Below are 21992 nucleotides of genomic sequence, written 5' to 3'. Positions count from 1 at the left end.
GATATTTCGACATTTGAGCAATATGAATAGTTATCTCGCTAATCCTTTATTACTTACATAATGGTATTTATATTATGAATAGATTTAAAATAATTATACAAGTTTATTAGTTATTATAATTAATAAGGCAATCTCTCGACCTTTGCAAGCTTTCATAATTGGGTATAATCGATGACAACAAAGAAAATACTTCCCTCTGAGTCTTTATTATCTATACCTGTTTATAAAAGGATATTCACATGACGTTATCTTCAGCAGGCGCACGCTTTCGCAGTGCACTGAAACAAAAAAACGATAACAACCAACCCTTGCAAATTGCAGGTGCTATTAATGCCTATACGGCGATGATGGCGACGCAAGTTGGACATCAAGCGTTATATTTGTCAGGCGCAGGGGTGGCCAACGCGTCATTTGGTTTGCCTGATCTGGGCATGACCAGTCTTGATAATGTCCTAGAAGATGCACGCCGTATTACTGACGCCGTCGACACGCCGCTCCTCGTTGATATTGACACGGGCTTTGGTGGCGCCTTTAATATTGCTCACACCATCAAAAAAATGGAAAAAGCAGGCGTGGCCGCGGTACATATCGAAGACCAAGTGGCACAAAAGCGCTGTGGTCATCGCCCCAATAAAGAAATCGTCAGCATCTCAGAGATGGTTGATCGTCTAAAAGCGGCATTAGATGCCAAAACGGATCCTGATTTTGTGGTGATGGCACGTACGGATGCGCTATCGGTCGAAGGGCTAGACGCTGCTGTCGAACGTGCGGTTGCCTTTCAAGAAGCTGGCGCGGATATGATTTTCGCAGAAGCGCTGACTGACATTGAGATGTATCGTAAATTTACCGATGTACTCGATATCCCTGTGCTCGCCAACATGACCGAGTTTGGTCAGACCGATCTATATAACACGGATCAATTATATGGCGTGGGCGTTGATATGGTGCTGTATCCGCTATCCGCGTTTCGTGCCATGAATAAAGCGGCATTGAACGTTTATCAACATCTATTAGATGACGGCACGCAAGAAAAAGTCGTCGATACCATGCAGACGCGTATGGATCTCTATGACTTCTTAAACTATCACGAGTTTGAGCAAACCTTAGATAAGCTGTTTGCAGACAATAAATAAGCATAATAAGCAGCACTTTTCACTGTAACAACTTTCACTATAAAAACTTAGTAACACCCTATAAAAAGCGACCCACAAAAGGAATGTAACCATGGCAGCACAAAAAGAACTTTCAGGCGCAGGACTTCGCGGACAAGTTGCTGGTAAAACCGCATTATCAACCGTTGGCAAATCAGGCTCTGGTCTGACCTATCGCGGTTATGATGTGTCAGAGCTGGCGGACAAATGTATTTTTGAAGAAGTGGCCTATTTGCTACTTTATGGCAATCTACCGAATCAAAGCGAATTAGACGCTTATCAAGCCAAACTCAAAAACCTGCGTGGCCTACCGCAAGCATTAAAAGACGTACTTGAGCGTATCCCAAGCGACGCCCATCCAATGGACGTGTTACGTACTGGCTGCTCGATGCTGGGTAACCTTGAGACCGAAACGGACTTTGAACAGCAAAACGATAAAACCGATCGTATGCTAGCGGTATTCCCATCTATTATTAACTACTGGTATCGCTTTAGCCACGACAATGTGCGTATCGAGACCGAAACGGATGACGCGACCATTGGCGGTCATTTCTTGCATCTGCTTAAAGGCGAAAAGCCAAACGAGCTACACGAAAAAGTCATGAACGTGTCACTGATTTTGTATGCAGAGCATGAGTTTAACGCGTCGACCTTTACCGCTCGCGTGTGCGCCTCTACCTTATCTGATATTCACTCTTGTATCACAGGCGCGATTGGCTCGCTACGTGGTCACTTGCATGGCGGCGCGAATGAAGCGGCAATGGATATGATTGAAGAATTCACGTCGCCAGACGATGCTGAAGAAAAAATGATGGGCATGCTGGCACGCAAAGACAAAATCATGGGCTTTGGTCATGCCATCTATAGTGAGTCAGATCCGCGTAATGTCGTGATTAAAGGCTGGGCTGAGAAACTGGCTGCCGATGTGGGCGATGAGGTGCTCTATCCTGTGTCCGTACGCTGTGAAGACGTCATGTGGCGCGAGAAGAAACTCTTCTGTAATGCGGACTTTTTCCATGCATCAGCCTATCACTTTATGGGTATCCCCACCAAGCTGTTCACCCCTATTTTTGTCTGCTCACGTCTGACGGGCTGGGCTTCACACGTGTTTGAGCAACGCGCGGACAACCGCATCATTCGCCCAAGTGCAGAATATACGGGTGAAGAATTGCGTCCTGTGCCTGAGATGAGTGCGCGTGATTAGCGATTTAAAACTAAGAGCATATAATGATAAATAAATTAAAAAAATGGCGAAAAAAGCTTACCTTTCGTAGGATTGCACTAGAGTTATTGTGCGCCTTAGTTGATGAGCTTTTTATTTATTTATTACCACTTGCTCTCATTGCGATTGGTTGCATAGTTTTCGTATTGATCGGTATCTGGATAATGCTACCAATCGTTATTGCTCTAGGAGCATTAGCACACTGGGTATTTAAAAAATATAAGCGTATTTAGCATATGCTAAATACTAGACTTTTTTACAAATCTGCTGCGCTTTGATATTTGAATATTTTTCCTAGTAAAACCTATAAAACTCGTATTGGGTTATGCTAAAAGATGGATTTTTTGACTCCTACCGATACTGAATAATTGATTAAAATTAGCCAACCGCTAAAGGTGACTTATGGACAACACCCTCGTACAACCCATGAATGACGACTTTAAAAAGCCGCTACCAGATACCGATTTGTATTATTTTGACGCGCGTGAAGCCGTTGACAGTATTGAGGCTGGCGCGTATGACAAACTGCCCTTTTGCTCAAAAGTATTGTGTGAAAACCTCGTCCGTCGTTGTCCGCCAGAAGATTTGACGGCGGCGCTCACGCAGCATATTGAGGGCAAGCAAGATCTTGATTTTCCTTGGTACCCAGCCCGCGTCGTCTGTCATGACATTTTGGGTCAGACCGCCTTTGTTGACTTGGCAGGCTTGCGCGATGCCATCGCTGAACAAGGCGGTGATCCGTCCAAAGTAAACCCTATCGTGCCGACCCAGCTTATCGTTGACCATTCATTGGCCGTTGAGCATGCTGGGTTTGAAGACAATGCGTTTGAAAAAAACCGTGCCATTGAAGAGCGCCGTAACGATGACCGCTTTCACTTTATCAACTGGTGTGAGTATGCCTTTGATAATGTCAATGTCGTCCCACCGGGCAATGGCATCATGCACCAAATCAACCTTGAGAAGATGTCACCTGTGGTTCAGGTAGTGAAAGGCCATGACGGTTATGATGTTGCGTTCGCCGATACGTTAGTCGGGACGGACAGTCACACGCCGATGGTTGATGCACTAGGCGTCATCTCAATCGGTGTGGGCGGGCTTGAGGCCGAAAGCGTGATGCTGGGCAACCCATCATACATGCGTCTGCCTGATTACGTTGGGGTCAAACTCACAGGCAAATTGCAAAAAGGCATTACTGGTACAGATTTGGTGCTGGCAATGACCGAGTTTTTGCGTGATGCTGGCGTGGTATCAACCTATATTGAATTCTTCGGTGACGGCGCACGCCAGCTTACAGTTGGTGACCGTGCCTCTATCTCTAATATGACCCCAGAGTACGGCGCAACGGCGGCAATGTTCTATATTGATGAGCAAACTATTGATTATCTACGTCTGACGGGGCGTTCTGAGGCACAAATCAAACTGGTTGAACAGTATGCTAAGCAAACTGGCCTATGGGCCGATGGTATGGAAAAAGTCGAATACGCACGTGTGCTTGAGTTTGATCTGTCCTCAGTGGGTCGCAATATGGCAGGCCCGTCGCGCCCCCACGCCCGTGTATCGACCGATGATTTAGTGGCTAAAGGCATCGCTCATGGCGCTGACGAAAAATTACCTGAACCGAAAGACGGTCTGATGCCAGATGGCGCGGTCATCATCGCCGCGATTACCAGCTGTACCAACACCTCAAACCCGCGCAATATGGTTGCCGCAGGTCTGGTTGCTCGCAATGCCAATGCCAAGGGTTTATTGCGTAAACCGTGGGTGAAGTCATCCTTAGCCCCCGGTTCCAAAACCGTGAAAATGTATCTAGAGGAAGCAGGGCTCATGCCAGAGCTACAAGAGATTGGCTTTGATGTGGTTGGCTTTGCCTGTACCACCTGCAACGGTATGAGCGGCGCGCTGGATCCTGATATCGAGCAAGAAATCATCGATAACGACCTATTTACCACCGCCGTCCTCTCTGGTAACCGTAATTTTGACGGTCGTATCCACCCCTATGCCAAGCAAGCGTTTTTGGCCTCGCCGCCGCTGGTGATTGCCTATGCTATCGCAGGTAACATCCGCTTTGATATTGAAAAAGATGTGTTGGGCCAAGACCAAGATGGCAATGATGTGTATCTTAAAGACATCTGGTTTGATGATGAAGAAGTCGATGCCATCGTTGCCGCTGCCGTTAAGCCTGAACAGTTTAATGCGGTCTATATTCCGATGTTTGATGAAGCCAAAAAGGATGCTGGTGATGCTTTGAGCCCTTTATATAACTGGCGAGAGATGACCACCTATATCCGCCGTCCGCCGTATTGGGAAGGCAAAATGGCTCGGAAAAACAAACTGACAGGTTTGCGTCCGCTTGCCGTATTGGGTGATAACATCACCACCGACCATATGTCACCATCAAACGCTATTTTGGGTACGTCCGCTGCTGGCGAATATTTAGATACCATGGGCTTGCCTGCTGAGGACTATAACTCTTATGCCACCCATCGCGGCGATCATTTAACCGCCCAGCGCGCCACCTTTGCCAATCCTAAACTATTGAACGAAATGGTACGTGATAGCCTTGATAGTAAAAGCGGTGAAGTGATTCAAGGCTCATTGGCGCGCGTCGAGCCAGAAGGTCAAGTCATGCGCATGTGGGAAGCGATTGAAACTTACATGAACCGTGAGCAGCCATTGATTATTATCGCAGGCGACGGCTATGGTCAAGGCTCCAGCCGTGATTGGGCGGCAAAAGGCGTGCGTTTGGCTGGCGTGGAATGTGTTGTCGCGGAAGACTTTGAGCGCATCCATCGTCAAAACTTGGTTGGAATGGGTGCGTTACCTGTACAGTTTGAAAAAGGCACCACTCGCCATACGCTGAATATCGATGGGACAGAAACCTTTGATATCACAGGTGAAGTATCTGCCGGCGGGTTAATGACGTTAGTCATTCATCGCATGGATGGTAGTACCACGGAGACGCCAATCATTTGCCGCCTCGATACGGCTGATGAGGTTAAAATGTACAATGCTGGCGGTATGCTACAACGCTTTGCCAAAGAGTTTATCGAAGGTACGCTAGACATTGTATAAATGTCATGTGTCCTGATTAACCAACACCTATGAAGACGCCGATGTTGTATAGCCTTATATGACATCGGTTTTTATTTGCTTTTGTAGTCTATACGCTGAGCCTTCTCGCTTACATCTAAATATTGAGTTAACTTAATCAATAGCGTAATATGTACTATATATTGTACAAGTTACACAGAATATCATGAAAGGAGTAAGCCATGAGAGTTGTTAGTTTTTCAGAAGCCAGAAAGCATTTAAAATCCGTCCTAGATACGGTAAATGACGATGCCAATGCGACTATTGTTACCCGCCGTGACGCTGATGATGCGGTGGTTATGTCACTTGATTATTATAACAGCCTGATGGAAACTGTCTATTTATTGAAATCTCCTGCCAATGCAGCGCACTTGGCAGAATCTATTGCTCAGTACCAAGCTGGCAAGACCGTCACGCATGAGCTGGTAGATATCACAGATGAAAATGATGGCAGTGATGACAATGCGCTTACAGATGGCGATATTGAGAACGCTTGAATAAGATTTTCAATATATTCAAAGGGTCAGACAATGAGTGAGCAACTAGCATGGACCGATGCGGCGTGGAAAGACTATCTATACTGGCAAACACAAGATAAAAAAACACTCAAGCGTATTAATAAACTCATTACCGACTGTAAGCGTAATCCGTTTGAAGGGATTGGCAAACCTGAACCCCTAAAAGAAAACCTGTCTGGATTTTGGTCAAGACGCATAGATGACGCCAATCGGCTCGTATATGCCGTCGACGATAACTATTTGACCATTATTTCTTGTCGCTATCATTATTAATTAATAAACTAAGCAAACAAATAGCCTTATCAATAACGTATCTCACTGTTATATTTTACTCAACATTTATCAATATTTTGTGCATAATAGCGCTTCTATCTATTGTTATCATTTGTTGAGGATTTTATGGGTTGGTTCAAACTATTCATTGCAGTGAGCGCATTATATTTGGGGCAAAGCTATTATTTACTGTCATCCGATCATATCGAGCAATTCTTAGCGGAGAATAATGCGCTTGCTATGAATGATCCTGTGGCGGCTTGTGACAATTATAGCGATGAGGTGACAGTGATGATTCATCATAATACGCCTCAAGGTACATGGGAAGTCGAGGGCGGTAAGAGTGAGCTGTGCGGCTATATGAAACAATCCCAAGCCGCGTTGGTTGTCATGCAAGCGAGTACATCAGGTTATTTTGACAATGTGGAAGTGACCACAAGCTTTCCTTGGCAAAGTGCCCGCGCCAGTTTTGATGAAATCAATAATGTCAAAATGGGCGCATTGGGTTCAATCAGTAGCAAAACGCATGAAACCTTAAGCATTAAAAGAACACTGACTGGTCTTGAGATAGTGTCTGTCAATTCTACTGGTGGGGCAGATGTAGCGAGATAGTAAAAGCGTTTATTGATGCGACGTTTGTATCTTTTTATAGATCACCTGACAAAAAGGCTATTAACTATGTCGTACGTCTATATCCCAGAAGAAAATCTATCGCTTATCTTAAGAATCGCTGCTAACAATTGTGATTTTCTTACTTTCAGTGATTGGGAGTCAAAAACGATTGCTGACCTTTTATATCAGAGCTTAATAGTTGAAATTTTCAAGTACGATAGCATCAGTTTCTTAACGTTAGACCATATTTCTTCCCCCTACCAATGGCTCTTTTATTATCAACAGTTTGCTAATGCTTGTCGTATTATACACACAATGCCTGAAACCATTGATTTAAGCACTTTGGAATACCTTAATTCTGCTGGTTGGAGTAAAAGCGTAAACACTGACCGTTTAAAAAAAGATGCGGTATTGGCTTTAAACGAACTGGCTAAATTAGCAACGTTTCCTGAGCTAGACAAAGAATGGTTGAAATTATCTGAAACTGTTAAAAATCAAAATATCCATATTATGGAGACCAATAATGCCATGAATCAGAAAAGCATAGGGCTTAATATGAAAAACAAGTCCTTATTCTACACAAATGCCGAAACTGCAAACTGGTATGATATTTTGTCTGTAACACTTTATAGCAATAGTTTTTCAACAGACTTTATAGAATCTGTTGAAAAATTGAATATTCAAGAAACTAACTCGTTTATTGAGGGTAAACCTATGTTAATCGTATCTTCACTCAACAAACATGATTTATGAGCGAAGATCTTATTTAAAATCAATATTTCCATCACAAAAATATTTAAAAGGACTTTAAAGTGTCAAATAATAAAAATACATTCGCCCCCCCAAATATCCGTCCCCGCCACCTATATGCGCGGCGGTACCTCAAAAGGCACGTTCTTTAAATTAACCGATTTACCTGAGCATTGCCAAGTCGCTGGCGAGGCGCGGGATAAGTTTTATATGGAGAGTTGAAAATGGCTTTAATCCAATTAGATTTACCTCATCCAAAAGAATTGCGTGGTGGTTGGGCGGCATTAGCCGCAGTTTATGCTTCGATAGGCTGGTATGATGATGTATACGCTGATCAAAATGACTGGGTCTATCATGATGGTGGCAACTGGGCATGTCTTAGATATATTGATAAAGATAAGCTCATCATCTTTGGATCTGACAAAGAGGGAGACACTTATTTTAGAGATGCAGCAGTATATTTTGAAGTAGAAGAAACTGATCTTTTGAAAGATGCACCTAAATGGTGGGCAACTAATTTAACACCACCACAAGGATATGAGTGGTGCGGTTTTATCTATGGTTGGAATGGAGAAATATGGCAAAGAGCAGAATATGAATTGAACGATAATTTTGAGCTACTTGGACTTTTAAAGGCTTGTAGTATAGGTAGTACTCAAATTATTATAAATACTGCAATGGAAGTTAATGAACCTCTAGTTAGACCAATTGAAGATGATGTCAATACTTTAATCTTTAGCGATGGTGATATTACAGATGAGCTACTATTACCTGTTACACTTAAGGGCAATATTGACGAAGGGGTCACAGCAGGTAGAAAGTTTCTTGATATGAAGATTTAGTATTTGCTTTTTGACTCTTTTAAAACTATAGGTTTAAATGTTTTTCATCCACACTCGAAAGGTTCAATCATACCAGCATTAATCTCTGCTTGAGCAATCAACAGTTGATGCACGAATTCATAAGATAAATCAGGACTATCTTGCATAATCTGCTTAATTTTTACTGAATATTTGTTTCTCGCTTTTTCTAAATCCATATTAAACTCTATTATAATTCGTTTATAGTGCTTTGTAATATCATTAAAATTATAGCCGAATCATATTAAGAATTTTCTCAATATAAATTAGGAATACTATGTCTACTGGTACTTATATTGAAATCATACCTAACGAGCAGCTTTTACAGCTTCAGTCAAACCCAGAACTTATTGAGTTTTTAGAGCAAATAGCTAGTAGCGCAAGCCTGTATGAGTTTTATCGCCTTAAATGTGGTAGCAGGAACGACAAAGAAGAGTACTTCGAGACTATCGAAGAGTTTGATGTAGAGGTAGTCAATGAGCTTGAAGATATAATTAAAAGAGCTGAATACAGTTTGTCAAACGCTAGTTTAAACCACTTAAGTAGTGGTTTTGAATCCACTTATAATTTACACAAACAAGCTTTACCAAAAGCGTTGACTCAGCAAAATATCAACGACGCATCTAAGATAACTAAAATTCTGCTAAGTGCTGAAGAATGGCCAGTAAGTGATAGTGTTAGAGTCTTACCTCATCATAAGTGTATTGAATTAGATTTCATTTTAAGAGACCTTGACGTTGATAGTTTTCAGCCTTTTTACCAATTAGAAAGTCACGAACCGATTCAGGATTGGCAGCAACAAGTCCATGAAGAAATTACTTCATTACTAAATATTATTCATTATGCAGCCAATAACAACGCTTCATTATTGTATTTTTATAGTTAATTACTGAGGCAGTTTACATTTTTAATGTTGTCAGGTTATTCATTAATATTATTTAATTATAAGGATTTTTATAATGACTCAATCAAAACCACACTTCGCCCCCCAAATCTCCATCCCCGCCACCTATATGCGCGGCGGCACTTCAAAAGGCACGTTCTTTAAATTAACCGATTTACCTAAACGTTGCCAAGTCGCTGGCGCGGCGCGCGATAACTTCTTACTGCGCGTTGTCGGTAGCCCAGATCCGTATGGCAAACAAATCGACGGTCTCGGTAATGGCAGCTCTAGCACTTCAAAGACGGTTATTTTATCGACCTCTGACAGCCCAGACCATGATGTGAATTATCTGTTTGGTCAAGTGAATATCGCAAAGCCCATGATTGACTGGGCGGGAAACTGTGGCAACTTAACCGCCGCCGTTGGTGCCTGTGCTATTAACATGGGTCTAGTCAGTGCTGACAAGATTGCTAATAGCATTGATGACAATCAAGATAGCGGTATTTGTGAGGTACGCATTTGGCAAGAGAATATTGGTAAAACTATCATTGCCCATGTGCCCGTCTATAAAGACGCAAATGATAAAGTACACGTTCAAGAAACAGGCGACTTTGAATTAGATGGTGTGACCTTCCCAGCGGCTGAAGTCAAGATTGAATTTATCGACCCTGTAGATGCCACTAGCGAGATGTTTCCCACTGGTAACTTAGTCGATGATTTTGATGTGATGGGTTGCGGCCTAAGCACAGATAGCGTTAAGGCAACCTTTATCAGCGCGGGTATCCCAACCATCTTTATGCGTGCAGAAGATTTGAGCTTTACGGGTACTGAATTGCAAGGTGATATCAATAGCGATAATGAGCTACTTGCCAAACTTGAAAAAATCCGCGCCAAAGGCGGTGTGACGATGGGCGTGTTCAAAGACGTCTCTGAAGCACAAACTAGCCAGCATATTCCGAAAATCGCTTGGGTGGGCGCAGCGCAAAGCTATACGGCATCAAGTGGTAAGTCAGTTGATGCAAGCGACATTGATTTGGTGGTACGTGCCATGAGTATGGGACAGCTGCATCATGCGATGATGGGTACGGCAGCGGTCGCGATTGCGGCAGCAGCGACCACACAAGGTACACTGGTTAACGAGGCCGCTGGTGGTGGTGAGCTGACAGAGGTACGTTTTGGTCATCCATCTGGTACATTGCTGGTCGGCGGTAAGACAGAACAAGTTGACGGTCGCTGGCAAGCCAAAAAGGTCTCAATGAGCCGCTCAGCAAGGCGTATCATGGTTGGTGAGGTATTTGTGCCAGCGGATGCGTTTTAAGCATTTAAAAAATAATGTTTTTGGCAAACACACTCACACTAATAGGTAAATACCATGAACGATAAAGATTTCGATCAACAAATTAGCCCTTTTTTTTGGGTAGAGCATGATGGCAGTGTCTCCGTTTGTTTAAGTGAGGTAGATACTTATAAAACTGAAATCTTTGCTACTCGTGCTGATGAGGGCTTTGAAGGTAATGGCTATGACTGGGGAAGTTTGGCTGATGTATTCTTACAAGAAAAGCATCCTGAATGGGCTAACATCGTTAAATTTGATTCAGAAGGTAGTATGTTTTCGGCTTATTCTTCAGATAAAAAGGTGTTAAAGGACTTTATCATCGCATTCAAACAAGCTTGTGGGGATGATAAACTATTAGTTGATTTACTGTCACGTGCTGAGCTGGATTAGCGGTTGCTAGATACTATCTAAAACCATGCTCAATTAAATATATGTCAACACCTCCCCAGCCGCGCCGTGTTTCCTTAGCCCCGCCACTTAACAAGACTGAGCGGCGGGGGCTGTTACGGGATATTCTTAAAAAACTGGCCGTCTTTGCCGCACCGTATAAGGGGCTGATTGTCCTCACCCTGATGATAAAATCAGTCAGACACTACAGCGCTAAATCGTTATAATGCGCGCTAACCATCCCCTTTTGCTGTTGCCTGAGTTATGAGTGACATATGAGCTGTAAATTTTCGATAAAGACCTTTGATGACTTAACCCGTGTGGACTTGTACCACATCCTAAAAGCGCGCTCGCAAGTATTTGTGGTCGAGCAGCAATGTCCTTACCAAGATATCGATGATCTGGATTTTGATTGTTTGCATCTGGTGGCTCATCAAGATGAGCGCTTGGTTGGCTACTGCCGCATCATTCCTGCCAAATACAACACCATCAAAACTGATCATGACGTGCCGATGGCGGCGATTGGCCGTGTGCTGGTACTGCCTGCGTTTCGCGGCGCGGCCATCGCCCAGAAAATCATGAATGAGGCGATCAAATACTGCCGCAAAAAGTACGGCAAAAAACCCATCGTCATCGCTGCACAAACGTATTTGATGGATTTTTATCAATCACTTGGCTTTGAGCCTGCCAGCGAGCGCTATATGGAGGACAATATCGAGCATATTGTGATGGTATTGCAGCTCAAAAAGCCCAAAGTGAAAAAAGAAGGTGAGACGAGCGTGACCTCTGTGATTTGGCAGGGCTTGCTGCTGATGATCAGCGTATTTTTTGTGCTGGGTGTGCTGTATTTGATGGTATAAAAGATGCGTTGCCTGATAAAAGAACCTATAATGAGCTTTATATTAAACTTAAGTTTGCTTTTAAGGGGTGGCGGTTATGAATAGTTTTTATAAGATTGGCGCGGGTGTGTTACTCATCGCGCAAATGGCAGGCGCGCAGGCAAGTATAGATTTAAGCGCTTATCTACAGCCGATGATGGCAGGGTGTGCGGGTCACCAGTCTTTTGATGATGAGCACGCTTTTACGGACTTGGGCGATGCGCTTAGTCGTAAAGAAGTGGTGTTTACGTATCCCTACACCGATGGCGATGGTAATTCAAAAACCACGACGTATTATTTTGAAGATACAACCGCTTTTGGCTACCCCATCGTCAAGATTGAAGACTTTCACGGGTATGAGTGGGGACATCAAAAGATATTTTTTAAGGACAATAACTTTTTGGCGCTGCGCCCTCAATTTAAGTTGCCCGCCACGGATAAAAAAGGCCATACCAGCAATGGCGATTTGCTGGAAGTATTGAACAACAGCTTTAAAGGCTACTTAACGCAGGATATTGGCTATACAGAATTGACTTTTGACAGACAAGCGCACAGTATCTCGTGCGGTAGTGGCATTTAACCATTAACCATTTAACACACCAGCATCAGCGATTTATTGGCCACTGTTGCTATTTGATATACTCATCACCACGGTATGTTCTCCCCTGCCCAATCGACAAAGCTGCCGCTGTCTGCCGAGCGCATGTTGGCGAGCACGCCGAGTAGCTTTTGGGCGCTATAGGCTGGCGTGAACAGCTTATCCTCTGCCACATTTCCCTGAAACGGCTCAGACAGTCCAGTATCGACAGTGCCTGGTTGCATGACCACCACGCAGGTGTCCTTGAGCGAGCGTCCCCATTCGATACTTAGGTTTTTCATACCCATATTCAGTGCCGCTTTACTCATGCGGTAGCTGTACCAGCCGCCCAGTTGATTGTCCGAGATACTGCCCACTCGCGCTGAGATGGTGGCAAAGACAGCTGGATACTCTTCGCTGCGCTCAGCTTTGGCCAGTAACGGCTTTAAATGCTTGGCAAGTAAGAGGCTGGCGAGCGCATTGATCTGCATGTTTTGCAAAAAAAAGTCCGTTTCGATCTGGCGCAAGGCCTTTTCGGGTTGATGCGCGTCATTGTGCAATAGCCCCGCGCAATTGATGACCCAATCAATATGAGCGCTTTGCTTACCGATCTCTCCAGCGCCTGCTTTGATGCTTTCCTCGCTGCTGATGTCCATCGGTATCCAGTGTACGTTATTGCTTTCAATATTGCCGCTTTCATCGGTCTTAAGTGTCGGCTTACGCTGATGATAGGTGGCAAAAATTTTTCCCTGTGCTTTTTTATCCTGCACGTCGTTATTGGTCAGTAGCGCTTGGATGATGGCGCGGCCAATACCACCGGTACCACCGATGATAAGATAAGTCTTAGTGAGCATAGGTAACTCCTAGTTGTGTGGTTGTTGTATGATCCGCCAAGTAATTCGTTAATATTGTGCTTTGACAGTGGTGATGATTTTATTATCATCCAGTGTGCTGCATAAGCACTACAATAGTCATTTATGATTTTGTCATACTTTCCGTTATGCTTTGACTTTACCATTCTACTTTTATCAATACGGACGCCCCGATTACCATGTTATCACCCCAAGACCAACTCACGGAGCTTGTGCGCACGCTTGAAGATCAGGATCATGTCTTCGCCACAGATCCGCTACTCATTACCGAAAAACTGCAACACGAGGATGGCACACCGATACAAAAGCTGCACCGCCGCGCCTCCCGTATTGATAGTAATGGGGCGCTTGCGCGCGTGCTTGGCAAGATAGACACGCGTATCAAAGGCATCATGGTAATGATGAGTGTGGTCTGGTGTGTGTCGGGGTTCTTAGGGCTGTTTACGCTATTGCAGGCCAATGTGGTCAACTTCTTTTATGTACTGGTATGTTTGCTTGGTTTTCATACCGTGATGCTGGTTGGCTGGCTGGTGATGAGCCTGATACCGCGCTCGCAAGCCTCACCCAGCTGGTTTGCCACCATTGTCAGCCCCAGCCATCTGATCCGTGGTAAAGATGATGTGACGCAAGCGGCTGTGGCGCTATATGAACGCCAACTTGAACACAGTGGTATGCGCTGGTATTTGGGCAGATTTAGCCACCAATTGTGGCTCGCGACATTAACTGGCATGCTGTGTGCGATCATCTTTTTATTGATCGTGCGCCAATACAGCTTTAGCTGGGAGTCGACCCTGCTATCGGACTCGGCCTTGATGGGTCTCACACAGGTACTCGGTTGGTTACCGAGCATGGTGGGCTTTACCGTACCAGACAATGAGGCCATTGTACAAAGTCGCTTGGTGACCGAGGCTCTGCCTTTATCGGTCGCGCGTCAGTGGGCAAGCCTATTGGTTGGCAGCTTGCTGATGTATGGTATTGTCCCGCGTGCGCTGGCATGGGCCTTTTGTGCGCTGATGTTTCGCCGCAAAAAAATGCGGTTGGATATCAAACAACCTTATTATCAAAAAACACTGCAGTTTTGGCAGCGTCAGGTTGTCGATGTTGATGACTTTACTGAAACGGTGGCACCCGTAGCGCCAAAAGCAACGGTCAGCCGAGCCAAAAAACTGGTGGCGCTGCTTGAGTATCCGACTGATGAGCAGCACTGGTGGCAGGCAGGTTTGGGAGAGGCTGATGCAAGTGAGGTTGAAGATTTTGGTATCGTCGATGATCGTGATGATATGGCGCGCCTTAGCGACTATCTAGATAGCCATCCTGTGCAAGTGCTATTGGGGGTTCATGCTCAGGCGTTACCCGATCGCGGCACGCTGCGCAAACTTGACCGCATCGTCACCCATGCCAAACACGGCTTGATCGTGCAACTGTTAGACATACCGCCCGTTACCGATACGCCCAATGTGCGTTTGCAGCAATGGCAGACCGCACTGGCAGCGCGCAATATTGGCCTGACCAACAACCAATAGCTTGATACTGTTTTGCTGTTTCTATAATTGCCATCACCTAGATAAGACACGACTATGACCACTGATAATCATAACCGCGATACTGACACTGCCCAAGCCCCGCACCAAAACAGCCCATTTGCGGACAAAGCCTATGGTATATCTGATACATCTGACGCGCCGACAACCAACCTAACCAAACCAGCAGACCCTTCTGCCATGCCTACCAATAACGCCAATCTGCAATCAAATCACCAAACAGGCAACCATACAGACCATCACACGGCACCGCGTGGCAAAACCACCATTGCCAGTGGCGAGCCGTTAAAACTGGCTGTCGTTGGTCACACCAATACGGGTAAAACCTCAATTCTGCGTACCTTATTGCGCGATGTGTATTTTGGGGAAATCAGAAACGAAGCTGCCACCACGCGTCATGTCGAGCGCGCCCAGCTCGTTGATAGCCAAACGGGTGAGGTATTGGTGGCGCTCTATGACACTCCAGGGCTTGAAGACGCATCAGGTTTGATGGATTGGCTTGAGGACAACACCGCCAGCCGCCGCGATGGTATCGAGCGTTTGCAGCAGTTCTTGGCGGCCGATATTGCGAGCGCCTCAGCGCTTGACGATGCCCACTATAGCGCCGACTACAGCCAAGAAGCCAAAGTGATTCGTCAGCTGCTGGCCAGTGATATGGCCATTTATGTGGTTGATGCACGCGAGCCGGTACTGGGTAAGTATAAAGATGAGCTGGCGATATTGTCTTGGGCGGCGATCCCTGTGATGCCCGTCTTTAACTTTACCGACAGCCAATCGGCCAATATCGACGACTGGCAGACCATGCTGGCACGGCGCAATCTACATATCTCTACCCGCTTTGACTCGGTGGCCTTTGAGTTTGAAGATGAGATGCGCTTGTGGCAAAACCTTGCCACCATGCTCACCCATGCTGAAATGCTCGAGCAGTTGATGCACAGCCGCCGCACAGATTGGCACCAGCTTTATGATGAGGCCAATATCATCATCGCTGACTTTTTGTTAAATGTCGCCGCCTTTGTACGCGAGATTAACGATGATGATGACCCCCTGCCAGTGCTGACACAAATGCAAGAAGCGGTGCGGCAAAGTGAGCGCAGTATGCAGCAACACCTGCTCAATTTATATCAGTTTTATGATAACGATGTCGCTGCCACCCCGCTTGAGCTCAAAGCCTATCAGCAAGACCCGTTCGATCCGGAGCTGCTCAAAAGCTATGGCATCCGTACCACCTCAGGGGCGGCGGCGGGCGCGTTATTGGGTTTGGGTATTGATGCGGCGGCGCTTGGTACCACCATGGGTCTTGGTACGGCGCTTGGCGGTATCGCTGGCGGGTTGTTGTCAAACACAGGCAGCATCGCGGACAAAATATCAGGGGTCAAGCGTCTGTATATCGATCCTGCCACCGTAACCTTACTGGCAACGCGTGCTATCGACTTACTTGCTGCCCTACGCCACCGTGGTCACGCCGCCACCGATGTCACGCAAATGCGGTATAGCAACAATACATCTAATGATGCCGATCATCATGATGAAACCAACGACAACTCAGAATCAACAGTACTGACCCCGTGGCCTGCTCACAAGCTACCAAGCGAGCTTAAAAAAGCACGCGGAAAACCGCAGTGGTCATCTTTTACCAGTGGCAAGTCAGAACAAGCACAAAGTTTGCGGATAGATGCCGCATGGTCGCTATCGCGCAAACTGGAACGAGAAGCTCAGGCTTGAGACGCTTAGCTTCTGTCTTTTACTCTGTCTCTTAGATAGGAGGTGTCGATAACAGCGCGCTCAGCGCATCAGTGCCGCGCACGTCAGTTTGCTGTAAATATATGGGATAAACAGGATAGCTATCAAAGCTGCGCTCGATATCATGCATGAGATTTTGTTGCCGCTCGGCCCGTGTGCGCCAAAAGTCGTCTTGCTGCACAGGAGTAATCAGCTGATTGACGACTATCGCCGCTGGGGTCAACTGGGTATCTTCCAGCTGAGTTATGGCACGCTTGGTTTCAGCCAGTGGCAACACATCCGCAGTCATCACCAAAATGATCGAAGTTTGCTCACGGTCGTGTAGTAGCGTTCCTGCTTGACGAAACAAATTTTTGCGTTTTTCTAATACCGATACCGCTTGCTCCCATCGGTCAGGTTTGTGCTCGGTAAACGGATTGTTCAGTGCGGTTTTGTCCAGTGCTTTATTATTGGTCTGCAAATGATTGCTGACTGAGCGTAGTTTGGCTTGGCGTCGCTGCTGCGCGAGCAGTCCATCAGTCCATGCCCCCATCATTTCAGGCAGCACGAGCAGACGCAACGTATGCCCAGTTGGCGCGGTATCAAAGACAATATGCTCATAACCTGCCCCCGCCGCCTCGACCAAATGCCGACACATTGACTCCAGCATGGCTGCCTCTTGCGCCCCTGGAGCAGACTTTGACAGGCGCAAATGCTCACGGATTTTGGGCATCATATCAGGATTGGCATAGCCTTTGATGGTGCGCTCGACTTGCGCAAAATGCTGATCGACGATCACATCAGGGTTCAGCTCAATGGCATCAAGATACGGGGTGATGACCGTCTTTTCATTATGCAAACGGGTATCCAATACATCACCCAAACTGTGTGCAGGATCGGTTGAAATAATCAGCGTTTTTTTATGCCTCTGTGCAAAGCGGCTGGCAAGTGCGGCGGCGGTTGTGGTTTTACCCACCCCGCCCTTACCACCTACAAAGATAATGGGTGTTGCAGATAGCTGGGTGACCAGCTTCTCTAAAGGCTGTAATGCCATAATCTCGGTCTCAATATAATTGGGTATATCAGTCAGTATTTTTTGATGTTTTCTCAGTCCAGCTAACAGCAGCCCACATGATCGAAGGGGCATTTATCCATGCCCATCCGCGTGTGCCATTCATGAAAATTTTCCAAAAATAAAGGCTGCAGCTCTAAGGTATAAAAACTGGCTGGATTATCAATACCCAGACTCTCAGCAAACATCAGCAGCATAAAAAAATCCTCTTCATCGCGTGCGGCTCGTGCCATGGTTTGCCGATACGGGGCATGATAAAACTCGTTGAGTCCCGCCAAAAAACGTCGCCACAAGGATGCGTTATGCTCGGCGCTGTGTTCGCTTCGGCCATTTTTGTAGCTTGGTGTTGCTGGCAGGCTTTTATTGTGGTCATCTTCGGTTGGCTGCGGATTCATATCGCCCCTCTTGCACATTTTATAGATTATCTGTGCTTAGCTTATATCGTTTTTTGCTTACCAAAATATAGCACGCCCCTATTATCAAATGATACCGCTCTGACGAGAGCGATAGGCTAAACATAAAAAAAACGCCAGCAGTTGCCAGCGTTTTTTTATTGTCAGTTTATTAGATCAGTCTGATTATTTGCCTTTATGCTCCGACCATTCGCGGCGCAGTACCGACAAGCTCTCAAAGGTGACCAAAATTGTGGCAATCAAAATAATGATATCCATAATGATGAGCAGCCAGTTACCATCGACATAGAAATTTTTGAGCTGTAGCAGCAGTGCAAACACGGTCATCACCAACAAGAACGATAACGGTGCCAAGGTATACCAAACAGCTTTACCTTTACGTAATAAGATCACTGTCACAACCATCAAGGTCAATGCCGCCATCAATTGGTTGGTCGTACCAAATAGTGGCCAGATAATCATCCCGCCTGACCCATCGATGCCACCAGCACCAAAGGCCAATAGCAAACACGTACCCACAGCAAGCAAGGTAGCAACCACGCCTTTACTCAGAATAGGCAGATTATAAAACTCCCCAAACTCTTGGAAAATATAACGCTGCAAACGCACGCCCGTATCCATCGTCGTGCCTGCAAACAATGCCGCCATGACCGTCAGCATGGTTTGTGACAACACCATATCGATACCCACGCCTGCATTAAGAATAGTTGCACCACCATCGATAAAGGCACCGATAGAGCCATCACCGAATTTTTGATAGACCGCTTGCCAATCGCCTAAACTTGCAAAACCTGCGGTAGCCGCTAAAATTGCACCGAGTGCCAATAGGCCCTCACCAAGCGCACCAAAGTAACCGACAAAGCGCGCATCTTCTTCTTTATCGATTTGCTTTGATGTTGTCCCTGTTGCCACCAGTCCGTGAAAACCTGAAATCGCACCACAAGCAATGGTCACGAACAGTAGCGGCATGATCGGCGGTGTGCCTGCAGGCAAATCCATATTTACCGCAGGGGCCACAATATCAGGCGTTGAAATAAAGATGGCGGTATATAACAAAATCAGACCGACAAACAACTGCAAGCCGTTGATATAATCGCGAGGCTGGAGCAGCATCCATACAGGTAGCAATGACGCAACCGCCGCATAGGAAAACAAAATAATAATCCATACCGCATTGTCAGGAAGACCGAAAACGGTCTCAGGCAGTGCAATCGGGAACATAGGGCCCAGATAAATAAGCGTATAAAGCGCCACAACCCCAATAATGGACACCAAAGGTAGGCTCATCTGGTAACGGTAAATACACTGACCAATAATAAAGGCCACCACCAGCGCGCCCCAAACGGGCAGTACCGCTGACGGCGTCTTAATCATCATATTGGCAATCGCCACGCCGAATACCGCGTTGACCATGAGTAGCAGCAGGAAAATAACGACCATCATCAAGCTGCGCACCCGCGTGCCCATCACATTACCCGCAATCGAGCCAATTGATTGACCACGATTGCGCATACTTGCCCAAACCGCCGACATATCATGGACGCCGGCCATAAAGATCGTACCAAAAACCACCCATAATACCGCAGGTACCCAGCCCCAAATGACTGCAATAGCAGGGCCAATGATTGGCGCTGCCCCAGCAACTGAGGTAAAATGGTGTCCCCACAATACATATTTATTGGTTGGGACATAATCCACGCCGTCTTTCATCGTATGGGCTGGCGTGGGACGACTGTTATCTAATGCTAAAATTTTGGTCGCAATAAATTTTGAATAAAAAAGGTAGCCGCAGAGCATTGCGGCGACGCCAAGTAACAATACAATGGCACTGTTCATCTTATCTCTCCTCAGATAAGCCGAGATTATCGCACTCGTCTTCTCTTACTTTGTATGGTTCGCACAAACGCTGGCAAGACAGTAGTAAAACCCTACTTGTTTTCTTCACCCTACTTGTTTTCTTCCCTGTTTTTTATTGCGCCTTGTCATCTTCGTTATGCGCATATGAGTGCTGAGCATGCAGCAACTGCTGCTGAGTTAGAATAGTGATCAGACATCAACCTCAACATTAGTAGTCAATATTTTATCAATCGGATATGTACTCAACATGTCAGACCTCACGCCAAAACATAGACGTGATAGCCATTTTTTTGGTGACCTTAATCAGTAGCTGATAATTCATCATAAAAATCGTGATAATCGAGAGCTGATGTATCACTATTCTCATTTTAGTGTATCTGATTTGACCTAAAATGTAACGTATGATCATGAGTCAAAATGATTTGTCTATTGATATCAGACACATAACCCAAACTACTAAATATAATGTATCTTATTATTTTGTCTTTTATAAACAATAGTTTATTATAGCTGTCTATTTTTTTATTAAATTACCAATACTGATAAAGGCTGTAGCATGGCGCACTATTTTGGATTTGTCCCTTCACCGACGCTAAAAAATATGATCGATGAAGCAGAAAAACTGATTGCCTCAAATGTAGATATCCCCTATTACCCGCATCGCAATGCATTAACTCAGCAAGTGGCGCGTGAGCTGAACGACAACTTACTGGTTAGTCTGGTTGATGTGATCCCCAATCCTGAGCGCAAAGCAGCCATGCGCAAAATCGTTGGGACGATTGAACGTTCTACCGAATCGATGCTCAATGTCCTACTGGGTAAAGACAGTAACGAAGACATCATGCCCAGCTTTGACTTTTTAAGAGAGCAAACCATGTTTGTAGACAACGACGGTATACGTCGTGTTGGTTTTCAGCTCTCAGACAATGAAACACGTATCATCACAGAAGGGTTTGACGCGGTTATGCCGCAGTCCGTTGACAAGGACAAATTCAAACATGCACTTGAAACCATGAATGAAGTGGCGCTGACGCACTTTATCACTCGTTTTACTGAGACGCTTAAACTTGGCATGATCAAACGCAAATCCATACCCGTTGCCAAAGCTGCCATCGATAAAGGAACCAGCATCGCGCTCAATCGACTGTTGCCACAACTGCCTGATGATGGTCTCAACCGTTTAGCAAACTTTTATCGCCCATATTTTGTCAAGCTGGAAGATTGACTTAAATAGCGCATTAATTTTGCCAAAAACCCCGCAGTTATTGGGAATATAGCGCAAAACTTGCTAAAATAAGCGGCACTTTTTACCAAAGGCGCAACCCATGACTCAAATCAGCAATCAAGAAATCGAAAAGACTCTGCGTAACTCAGAATGCCTTATTAGCAGCATCGAAGTTGCCGCCGCTTATGAGCGTCTCGCAGCTCAGCTTAACCTGCATTATGCTGGTCTAAACCCGATCGTAATGGTCGTGATGAATGGCGGATTGATCCCAGCAGGTCAACTGCTTACGCATCTTACCTTCTATCACCGCATGCATTATATCCATGCATCACGCTATCGTGACAATGAAGGCACCAGCGAGCTGGACTGGAAATTCAAACCAGACGTTAAAATCGAAGGTGAGCACGTATTATTGATTGATGATATTTTTGACGAAGGCATTACCTTAAAAGCCGTTGTTGAAGAACTCAGCAAAGAAAATCCGTTGTCGCTTGAGTCTTGCGTATTACTCAATAAGCAACACGACCGTAAAGTTGAAGGCTTTGATGTGGATTTTGTCGGTATCAATGTCTCTGATCGCTATGTATATGGTTGTGGCATGGATTTTCACGGTTACTTGCGTCACCTACCGGGTATCTATGCAATCAAAGAAGACAAAGTATAATTTCTATCTTGTATTGTTCATAAATAGAAAAAGCATCCAAAACGGATGCTTTTTTTGTGCCTAATATTGAGCCTAATTTTGTGTCTGGG

At 45.4% G+C, this 21992-nt stretch carries 23 protein-coding genes and 1 pseudogene; 19 read left to right on the top strand and 5 right to left on the bottom strand.

Going from position 1 to position 21992, the window contains the following annotated elements; all coding sequences use genetic code 11:
* The first annotated feature begins 239 nt into the window (after positions 1 to 239).
* From prpB to ACFI32_RS02260, 10 genes and pseudogenes are all read left to right on the top strand, one after another.
* A complete protein-coding gene (gene prpB / locus ACFI32_RS02305; protein ID WP_462624886.1) occupies positions 240 to 1133 on the top strand; it encodes a methylisocitrate lyase in 894 nt (297 codons plus the stop codon).
* Positions 1134 to 1224: 91 nt separating this feature from the next.
* Positions 1225 to 2355 carry a bifunctional 2-methylcitrate synthase/citrate synthase gene (prpC, locus tag ACFI32_RS02300; RefSeq protein WP_462624885.1) on the top strand — a complete coding sequence of 377 codons (1131 nt, stop codon included), beginning with the start codon at positions 1225 to 1227 and terminating at the stop codon, positions 2353 to 2355.
* A 23-nt stretch (positions 2356 to 2378) separates the two neighbouring features.
* Positions 2379 to 2606 carry a hypothetical protein gene (locus ACFI32_RS02295; RefSeq protein ID WP_462624884.1) on the top strand — a complete coding sequence of 76 codons (228 nt, stop codon included), beginning with the start codon at positions 2379 to 2381 and terminating at the stop codon, positions 2604 to 2606.
* A 169-nt stretch (positions 2607 to 2775) separates the two neighbouring features.
* Complete coding sequence (acnD, locus tag ACFI32_RS02290) at positions 2776 to 5445, top strand: Fe/S-dependent 2-methylisocitrate dehydratase AcnD (RefSeq protein ID WP_462624883.1); 2670 nt, start codon at positions 2776 to 2778, stop codon at positions 5443 to 5445.
* Positions 5446 to 5645: 200 nt separating this feature from the next.
* Positions 5646 to 5960, top strand: a complete 315-nt coding sequence (locus ACFI32_RS02285; RefSeq protein ID WP_462624882.1) for a type II toxin-antitoxin system Phd/YefM family antitoxin — start codon at positions 5646 to 5648, stop codon at positions 5958 to 5960.
* Positions 5961 to 5993: 33 nt separating this feature from the next.
* On the top strand, positions 5994 to 6254 hold the full coding sequence (locus tag ACFI32_RS02280) for a Txe/YoeB family addiction module toxin (RefSeq protein WP_075107120.1): 261 nt from the start codon (positions 5994 to 5996) through the stop codon (positions 6252 to 6254).
* A gap of 126 nt (positions 6255 to 6380) precedes the next feature.
* A complete protein-coding gene (locus ACFI32_RS02275) occupies positions 6381 to 6866 on the top strand; it encodes a hypothetical protein (RefSeq protein ID WP_462624881.1) in 486 nt (161 codons plus the stop codon).
* Positions 6867 to 6932: 66 nt separating this feature from the next.
* A complete protein-coding gene (locus ACFI32_RS02270; protein WP_462624880.1) occupies positions 6933 to 7619 on the top strand; it encodes a hypothetical protein in 687 nt (228 codons plus the stop codon).
* A 75-nt stretch (positions 7620 to 7694) separates the two neighbouring features.
* Positions 7695 to 7829 (top strand): annotated as a pseudogene (locus tag ACFI32_RS02265) (PrpF domain-containing protein); the annotation flags it as partial.
* Between the two features lie 11 nt (positions 7830 to 7840).
* A complete protein-coding gene (locus tag ACFI32_RS02260; protein WP_462624879.1) occupies positions 7841 to 8458 on the top strand; it encodes a hypothetical protein in 618 nt (205 codons plus the stop codon).
* A 44-nt stretch (positions 8459 to 8502) separates the two neighbouring features.
* Here the strand turns inward: ACFI32_RS02260 and ACFI32_RS02255 are convergent, their stop codons facing one another.
* A complete protein-coding gene (locus ACFI32_RS02255; RefSeq protein WP_462624878.1) occupies positions 8503 to 8655 on the bottom strand; it encodes a hypothetical protein in 153 nt (50 codons plus the stop codon).
* Positions 8656 to 8753: 98 nt separating this feature from the next.
* Here ACFI32_RS02255 and ACFI32_RS02250 point away from each other — a divergent pair, with 98 nt between their 5' ends.
* The 5 genes from ACFI32_RS02250 to ACFI32_RS02230 all read left to right on the top strand — a co-directional run bounded on the left by ACFI32_RS02250 (position 8754) and on the right by ACFI32_RS02230 (position 12540).
* Positions 8754 to 9362 carry a hypothetical protein gene (locus ACFI32_RS02250; protein WP_462624877.1) on the top strand — a complete coding sequence of 203 codons (609 nt, stop codon included), beginning with the start codon at positions 8754 to 8756 and terminating at the stop codon, positions 9360 to 9362.
* A gap of 73 nt (positions 9363 to 9435) precedes the next feature.
* Positions 9436 to 10677 (top strand): 2-methylaconitate cis-trans isomerase PrpF, encoded by a 1242-nt coding sequence (gene prpF, locus ACFI32_RS02245; protein WP_462624876.1) that lies wholly within the window; start codon positions 9436 to 9438, stop codon positions 10675 to 10677.
* 54 nt (positions 10678 to 10731) lie between these two features.
* Positions 10732 to 11085, top strand: coding sequence for an Imm51 family immunity protein (locus ACFI32_RS02240; protein WP_462624875.1), 354 nt, complete (start codon positions 10732 to 10734; stop codon positions 11083 to 11085).
* A 272-nt stretch (positions 11086 to 11357) separates the two neighbouring features.
* The gene (locus ACFI32_RS02235; RefSeq protein WP_462624874.1) at positions 11358 to 11942 is read left to right on the top strand and encodes a GNAT family N-acetyltransferase; all 585 of its coding nucleotides are present in this window, start codon (positions 11358 to 11360) and stop codon (positions 11940 to 11942) included.
* A 76-nt stretch (positions 11943 to 12018) separates the two neighbouring features.
* Entirely contained in the window at positions 12019 to 12540 is a 522-nt protein-coding gene (locus ACFI32_RS02230) for a hypothetical protein (RefSeq protein ID WP_462624873.1), read from the top strand.
* Between the two features lie 65 nt (positions 12541 to 12605).
* Here the strand turns inward: ACFI32_RS02230 and ACFI32_RS02225 are convergent, their stop codons facing one another.
* Positions 12606 to 13391, bottom strand: coding sequence for an SDR family oxidoreductase (locus ACFI32_RS02225; protein WP_462624872.1), 786 nt, complete (start codon positions 13389 to 13391; stop codon positions 12606 to 12608).
* A 197-nt stretch (positions 13392 to 13588) separates the two neighbouring features.
* Between ACFI32_RS02225 and ACFI32_RS02220 the strand changes: the two genes are divergently transcribed.
* The gene (locus ACFI32_RS02220) at positions 13589 to 14932 is read left to right on the top strand and encodes a DUF2868 domain-containing protein (RefSeq protein ID WP_462624871.1); all 1344 of its coding nucleotides are present in this window, start codon (positions 13589 to 13591) and stop codon (positions 14930 to 14932) included.
* A 54-nt stretch (positions 14933 to 14986) separates the two neighbouring features.
* Positions 14987 to 16675 carry a DUF3482 domain-containing protein gene (locus tag ACFI32_RS02215; RefSeq protein ID WP_462624870.1) on the top strand — a complete coding sequence of 563 codons (1689 nt, stop codon included), beginning with the start codon at positions 14987 to 14989 and terminating at the stop codon, positions 16673 to 16675.
* Between the two features lie 31 nt (positions 16676 to 16706).
* Here ACFI32_RS02215 and ACFI32_RS02210 read toward each other — a convergent pair whose 3' ends face one another.
* The 3 genes from ACFI32_RS02210 to ACFI32_RS02200 all read right to left on the bottom strand — a co-directional run bounded on the left by ACFI32_RS02210 (position 16707) and on the right by ACFI32_RS02200 (position 19993).
* Positions 16707 to 17726 carry an ArsA family ATPase gene (locus ACFI32_RS02210; protein ID WP_462624869.1) on the bottom strand — a complete coding sequence of 340 codons (1020 nt, stop codon included), beginning with the start codon at positions 17724 to 17726 and terminating at the stop codon, positions 16707 to 16709.
* Positions 17727 to 17788: 62 nt separating this feature from the next.
* A complete protein-coding gene (locus ACFI32_RS02205) occupies positions 17789 to 18037 on the bottom strand; it encodes a cory-CC-star protein (RefSeq protein ID WP_462624993.1) in 249 nt (82 codons plus the stop codon).
* Positions 18038 to 18322: 285 nt separating this feature from the next.
* Entirely contained in the window at positions 18323 to 19993 is a 1671-nt protein-coding gene (locus ACFI32_RS02200) for a carbon starvation CstA family protein (protein WP_462624868.1), read from the bottom strand.
* 577 nt (positions 19994 to 20570) lie between these two features.
* Here ACFI32_RS02200 and ACFI32_RS02195 point away from each other — a divergent pair.
* Both ACFI32_RS02195 and ACFI32_RS02190 read left to right on the top strand, forming a co-directional pair.
* Positions 20571 to 21239, top strand: coding sequence for a hypothetical protein (locus ACFI32_RS02195; RefSeq protein ID WP_462624867.1), 669 nt, complete (start codon positions 20571 to 20573; stop codon positions 21237 to 21239).
* A 100-nt stretch (positions 21240 to 21339) separates the two neighbouring features.
* Positions 21340 to 21903 carry a hypoxanthine-guanine phosphoribosyltransferase gene (locus ACFI32_RS02190; protein ID WP_462624865.1) on the top strand — a complete coding sequence of 188 codons (564 nt, stop codon included), beginning with the start codon at positions 21340 to 21342 and terminating at the stop codon, positions 21901 to 21903.
* Positions 21904 to 21992 lie beyond the last annotated feature (89 nt).

Source organism: Psychrobacter sp. PSi21, assembly GCF_054960615.1.
This window is presented reverse-complemented; position numbering and strand designations above follow the sequence as displayed.

Excerpts from the sequence above, each read along its gene's own strand:
- prpC (WP_462624885.1), top strand. The coding sequence starts at position 1,225 with ATGGCAGCACAAAAAGAACTTTCAGGCGCAGGACTTCGCGGACAAGTT.
- ACFI32_RS02190 (WP_462624865.1), top strand. The coding sequence starts at position 21,340 with ATGACTCAAATCAGCAATCAAGAAATCGAAAAGACTCTGCGTAACTCA.
- prpB (WP_462624886.1), top strand. The coding sequence starts at position 240 with ATGACGTTATCTTCAGCAGGCGCACGCTTTCGCAGTGCACTGAAACAA.
- ACFI32_RS02225 (WP_462624872.1), bottom strand. The coding sequence starts at position 13,391 with ATGCTCACTAAGACTTATCTTATCATCGGTGGTACCGGTGGTATTGGC.
- ACFI32_RS02285 (WP_462624882.1), top strand. The coding sequence starts at position 5,646 with ATGAGAGTTGTTAGTTTTTCAGAAGCCAGAAAGCATTTAAAATCCGTC.
- ACFI32_RS02255 (WP_462624878.1), bottom strand. The coding sequence starts at position 8,655 with ATGGATTTAGAAAAAGCGAGAAACAAATATTCAGTAAAAATTAAGCAG.
- prpF (WP_462624876.1), top strand. The coding sequence starts at position 9,436 with ATGACTCAATCAAAACCACACTTCGCCCCCCAAATCTCCATCCCCGCC.
- ACFI32_RS02195 (WP_462624867.1), top strand. The coding sequence starts at position 20,571 with ATGGCGCACTATTTTGGATTTGTCCCTTCACCGACGCTAAAAAATATG.
- ACFI32_RS02240 (WP_462624875.1), top strand. The coding sequence starts at position 10,732 with ATGAACGATAAAGATTTCGATCAACAAATTAGCCCTTTTTTTTGGGTA.
- ACFI32_RS02210 (WP_462624869.1), bottom strand. The coding sequence starts at position 17,726 with ATGGCATTACAGCCTTTAGAGAAGCTGGTCACCCAGCTATCTGCAACA.
- ACFI32_RS02200 (WP_462624868.1), bottom strand. The coding sequence starts at position 19,993 with ATGAACAGTGCCATTGTATTGTTACTTGGCGTCGCCGCAATGCTCTGC.
- ACFI32_RS02235 (WP_462624874.1), top strand. The coding sequence starts at position 11,358 with ATGAGCTGTAAATTTTCGATAAAGACCTTTGATGACTTAACCCGTGTG.
- ACFI32_RS02230 (WP_462624873.1), top strand. The coding sequence starts at position 12,019 with ATGAATAGTTTTTATAAGATTGGCGCGGGTGTGTTACTCATCGCGCAA.
- ACFI32_RS02280 (WP_075107120.1), top strand. The coding sequence starts at position 5,994 with ATGAGTGAGCAACTAGCATGGACCGATGCGGCGTGGAAAGACTATCTA.
- ACFI32_RS02295 (WP_462624884.1), top strand. The coding sequence starts at position 2,379 with ATGATAAATAAATTAAAAAAATGGCGAAAAAAGCTTACCTTTCGTAGG.
- ACFI32_RS02250 (WP_462624877.1), top strand. The coding sequence starts at position 8,754 with ATGTCTACTGGTACTTATATTGAAATCATACCTAACGAGCAGCTTTTA.
- ACFI32_RS02270 (WP_462624880.1), top strand. The coding sequence starts at position 6,933 with ATGTCGTACGTCTATATCCCAGAAGAAAATCTATCGCTTATCTTAAGA.
- acnD (WP_462624883.1), top strand. The coding sequence starts at position 2,776 with ATGGACAACACCCTCGTACAACCCATGAATGACGACTTTAAAAAGCCG.
- ACFI32_RS02215 (WP_462624870.1), top strand. The coding sequence starts at position 14,987 with ATGACCACTGATAATCATAACCGCGATACTGACACTGCCCAAGCCCCG.
- ACFI32_RS02260 (WP_462624879.1), top strand. The coding sequence starts at position 7,841 with ATGGCTTTAATCCAATTAGATTTACCTCATCCAAAAGAATTGCGTGGT.
- ACFI32_RS02220 (WP_462624871.1), top strand. The coding sequence starts at position 13,589 with ATGTTATCACCCCAAGACCAACTCACGGAGCTTGTGCGCACGCTTGAA.
- ACFI32_RS02275 (WP_462624881.1), top strand. The coding sequence starts at position 6,381 with ATGGGTTGGTTCAAACTATTCATTGCAGTGAGCGCATTATATTTGGGG.